This window comes from Bartonella sp. AA9NXGY, from assembly GCF_042196845.1.
Classification (GTDB): domain Bacteria; phylum Pseudomonadota; class Alphaproteobacteria; order Rhizobiales; family Rhizobiaceae; genus Bartonella.
The window spans coordinates 1-3,237 of record NZ_JBHIRB010000047.1 but is presented as its reverse complement, the minus strand read 5'-3'; the positions used below and the strand labels follow the sequence as shown (position 1 = coordinate 3,237).

At 40.0% G+C, this 3,237-nt stretch carries 2 protein-coding genes and 1 pseudogene; all 3 read right to left on the bottom strand.

Translation table 11 applies throughout. From position 1 onward, the window contains the following. Positions 1 to 311 (bottom strand): transglycosylase SLT domain-containing protein (locus ACFIM6_RS09485; protein ID WP_375612626.1); only part of this gene is annotated, 311 nt, incomplete at its 3' end. Next, positions 311 to 2,446 carry a glycine zipper family protein gene (locus ACFIM6_RS09480; RefSeq protein ID WP_375612625.1) on the bottom strand — a complete coding sequence of 712 codons (2,136 nt, stop codon included), beginning with the start codon at positions 2,444 to 2,446 and terminating at the stop codon, positions 311 to 313. The genes ACFIM6_RS09480 and ACFIM6_RS09485, both read right to left, overlap by 1 nt. A 6-nt stretch (positions 2,447 to 2,452) precedes the next feature. After that, positions 2,453 to 3,237 (bottom strand): annotated as a pseudogene (locus ACFIM6_RS09475) (hypothetical protein); the annotation flags it as partial.

Below are 3,237 nucleotides of genomic sequence, written 5' to 3'. Positions count from 1 at the left end.
TGTGCTAAATACAATTCTGCATCAGTAGGCGCTCTTCCCAAAAGGCGGCTTAAATGATTGCGATTATCAAGCGTCAACCGCCCCATGGCATCTGCCGCTTGCATGGGATCAAAACGATCCTGCAAACCATATTGTTTGGCGGTGCTGTCTATAAATTGATACAACCCACCCGCAGAAGAACGGGGATTCCTTGCATTCGGATTGCCTCCACTTTCCACTTGCGCAACACGGTATAAATAGCTTTCTGGTAAGCCATATCGCGCTGCTGCTTGACGGATCGCTTGATCGACTGAAGGACTAGAACGGGTCATTAACCCTTACTCCTTAAAAATCTTCCCGCTTCTCCTAACGCTGCCGAAGAAATGAAATGCCAAAAATGGTCACTACCAATTCCTGCTTTATGTAATTGTATAAATCTTTGTAACATTTGAGCAACTTCCTTCTGGTTCATACCTTTAACGCCAAAAGTTGCTAATTTCGCTATATCACGTTCAAGTATTTGCCTTTCTTTTTGTGGCAATTTTCTAATCGTATCAGATAAAATATTTTGTATAATTTTTGCCCCTGCATGTGCTGCACTAGTTTTTCCATACGGTATATTAACACCTGTTAAATAATTATGTTCAGGCGTTCCTTGAAACGGTTTCAGTGCTCTTTTCGCCGCATCTTCATAGAACCTTTCACCCTCTACAGCTTTTCTAAACGCATGAATGTTTTTAGAGCTTAAAGATCTGCTTAGATTATCTGACATGCTACCCGTTTGTAAAATATTTGAAAGGCTATTAATAGGACGCGAACCTTTTAATAGATCATCAATATAGTCTCTCATCCCTACATGATAAGTATTGAGACCACTAGGCATTGCTCCTTTACGAAGACCTTCTGCAATCCCCTCTCCAGATACATCTCTTTCTGCAATTTTTTTGCCTTGGCTTATAGCTTCTGCAAAGCCTTTGTATTTTGCTGCGCTACCCCGAGCTGCTTTATAAGTAGGGGAAATTTTATCCGTTATTTTTACCAAATTGTTCTTCAAAATTTGATATGTAGAAGCCCCTTCTTCATCACCAAGCTTTCGATTCATTCTGATTAAAACATCAAGGGATTTCTTGCTTCGATCTAGTAACTCCATTGTAGGTTTATAATTGATATGGCTAAACTCTTTTGCATAGAATCGTTGAGGTATTGCTGTGCGGGGGTCTCTTTCTAACTTTTTGACAGCGTGCTTAAGAGCGTCTTGAAATCCTTCTTGTTTAAAAAGCCTATTAAGAGCTGGATAATATCTTTTTTCTATTGGAGTACGATAGGCTTGTGCATAGAGAGAACCATGTGCTTCTTCCCCTTGCTCTTTAAGCAACCTTTTTAAAACTTTCGTATCTTGGAGAGGGGTAATGTTTTCATCTGCCGATTGACCAAGGCGCTGAACTGCTCCCTGCATCCGTCCTTCATGGGCTCTTTTCAAAAGTTCAGAAACACGCGTATTTGTTGTCCCCATATTCGCAAGCAATACTTCTAAATTCGGACTAATATCTGTCAAAAATGCATGGCGTGGTGCATTTGCAAGATGTTCAGCAACATTCTCAACACCATCATCATATAATGTTTTTGCAACTTCTCTGACTACTTTAGTTTGAACTTCCTTATGAGCAGGATTAAAACGCCCTCCTTTCATAAAGGGAATATAGGGAACATGTTGCAATCCCCTTGCCATTTTTTTTGTACCCCAAGAAGCAACTGTACCGGCAAGAGAACCAATAGGACCAGCTACTGTTCCAATACCACCACCAAACCCTGCCGATATAAGACGACCAGAAAGACCCTCTCCTGCTCCAGAGCCATGTAAAGCTCCTGAACCTGCCCCGAACATCATCGCCTTACCAATATTTCCAAGTGTTGACATATGCTTTGCAAGAGCCAAAGCCCTTAATGGAGGCACAAAAAGTGAGAGTCCTGTCGGTACAAGTGAACCAGCAGCATAAGCAATAGAAGACCAAATAGGATATTTCTCTTGCAAGGCTTTTTGGTAAGCGCGCTCCTTAGCTACCCGTCTATTATATATCTCCTCTGCTTTCTTATCACCACGCCAATAATCTATAAAACCCGCTTCATTGGCTGCTTTCATCTCGTCAAAATAATCTGCCGTCGCACCAGACGCGCTATTCCTCATAACAGCATCCAACACCGTAAGATCTTTATCATCAAATGAGAAATCATCTGTTGTAGTTGATTGATTAGATAGCTTCGCAATCTCAGCGGGATCTTCAACTACGCGGAAACGTGTTCCGTTCTTAGCGTATACATATCGAGGAGAAGATGAAGAAGAACTGTTAGCATTTGATCTTATAATCTTTTCAATCTCAGCAGAATCTTCAACTACACGAAAACGTGTCCCATTCTTAGCATATACATATTGAGAATTAATCGCACCAGAAGTCTTATAAGGGGCCATTAATATTTACTCCTTAACCAGAAATTCACCACTGGAACTATCCACAAAATAAAGTACGTTATCCTTAATAGATGCCTCTTCTAAACTCATCTTTGGTATATTTTCACTACCTCCTTGTGACACCAACCCATTAGTAAAAGATTGAGAAGGGTCTTTTTTACGCTCTTTTACTTCCAATCCATGTGATAACCTATAAATTTCTTCATTATTAAATTCTTGAAAATGTGCAAGCATCTTCTTAATATTTAAAAGTCTTGTATGTAATACTTCAGGCTTGTCACTAATATCTAAAGTACCATAAGATGATACTAACCACTGGCTTTCTTTCTCAGATAATGGACCAACACCTACGGTTCCATTCTTACTTTGTTTTTTGATTGATGCAATCACTCGCTTAAAGACACCGCCTTGAATCTGAGTAAATAGATATTTTAATGTTTTGGCATCAGATCCTGGGAAAATTTGAGTAACCGTACCACCTTTACCAGCAACCCAATCTGGATCACTCTCTATAAGTTTAATGGCATGATTAACCGCACCCATAGTATTATCAATTTCTAATGCAACTTCTTTCACATACTCTCTCTTATTTGTTTCCCACTCTTCTATGTCTCGTTTTTTCTGATTATACTCCAATTCCTGTAGAGATCCTTTAATCGGTCTCGCTTCACGTTCACCTGTCTCCGGATTGATATACCATTGATGCCCCAGAGGTAACTTAGGAGTATCACCACCTGTTAGCATCGCACTAAGCATTTGCGGATTACGTGCCATAATAGCAGCTTCTTCTT

Coding starts and splice junctions, on each gene's coding strand:
- ACFIM6_RS09480 (WP_375612625.1), bottom strand. CDS start 2,446: ATGGCCCCTTATAAGACTTCTGGTGCGATTAATTCTCAATATGTATAT.